This is a genomic window from Mesorhizobium sp. CNPSo 4670 (assembly GCF_057784235.1).
In genome coordinates this window covers 1-1,292 of record NZ_JBWJFQ010000063.1, presented here as the reverse complement: position 1 = coordinate 1,292, position 1,292 = coordinate 1, and the positions used below count along the sequence as shown (strand labels likewise).

1 protein-coding gene is annotated in these 1,292 nt (G+C 54.4%); it reads right to left on the bottom strand.

The genetic code is table 11. The annotated features are described in order from the left end of the window. Nucleotides 1-75: 75 nt before the first annotated feature. Nucleotides 76-1,292: M24 family metallopeptidase (locus AC0ZT5_RS35065; RefSeq protein ID WP_488500156.1), on the bottom strand; the 1,217-nt coding region annotated here is incomplete at its 5' end.

The following is a 1,292-nucleotide window of genomic DNA, read 5'->3' as shown; positions in this document are numbered from 1 at the left end:
ACGTTAGCGCAGCCTGGCGGTGTGCATGCCGGCGCATCGTATTGGTGCTGCGCCGGGCATCGCAATCCCAAAAAGTCAGCAATTTACCAGCAGGTCGCGTGACATATTGCTCAGCGACTTCGCGCCATTATCGGTCACGCGAACGGTCTCACTGAAGATGTAACCATCGGTCTTCTCAAAGATACCAATGAGGAGGTGGAAGGTCATGTTGGCCTGAAGCACCGTCTCATCTCCCTCCTGAAAGCTCGGGCCGCCGTCCACCCAATCGATGCCTATTGAGTATCCAATTCTGGATTCTTTTCGCACGCCCCGAGGCGCGAATTCGCGTCGAAAAGCTCGCTCCACATCACTGCTCGTCACCCCAGCCCGGATAGCTCCAAAGGCAGCGAGAAAGCCGTCAAGGCACGCTTGATGCACGTGACGCGACCTGGCGGTCGGTTCTCCCAAAAATACGGTTCGCGACAACGCGCAGCAATATCGATGACGAACCGCACCGAGCTCGAAATTTGTTTGACAGCCCATCTTATAATGTCCGTCAGTCCACGTGAGGTGTGGCGCGGCGCCAGGGGAACCTACTGGCATAGTAACCAAAGGACTACGGGAAGTCCCTCCCGGAAATTCCGGAGTGCCCGCGTATAGTGCATGTGTTATAGCAGCGGCTACGTCGCATTCTCTGGCGCCAACAGAGATTGCAAGCCTACCGACTTGCATAGCTTTATCGACGATCTTTCCGGCCTGCTCCATATAGGCGAGCTCAGCAGGTGATTTTATCGCCTTTAGCGGTGAAATCATCCCATCGGCATCGATGAAGTCCGACGTGCCTAAACTTTTGCTCAATGCGGCGTGGCCCTTCACTCCAAGTATCTTCCCCGATAGTTCGACGCCAGTACGGCCAGATTTGCTGCGTTCGCGAACAAATTCAGCAATGGGCTGCCATGCCGTGAGCTGGCTCGAAGCTATGTATTTCTCCGGATAGCCGAGGACGCGTGATTGCGGCAGGTACGAGCTGGCGTCTGCACACAAAGTATCCATCTCACGTAATATAAGCCACGGATCCTCCTCATTCTGGCAGACAAGAGCCAGTTGCGGAACATAGTCTGAGAATCCTTCGTAGCCTGTAAGGTAGTTCATGTTACCTTCAGTCAAGACAAGTAACGCGTCGATTCCTCGCTCCGCCATCTTCTGCCGCAGCCGGGTCGTTCGTGCGCGATATTCTTCTTGACCAAACGCAGACAATGGCAGTTCTCCTATCTTGATACACGACGATTGCACGAGGCAACCAATTCGGCTTT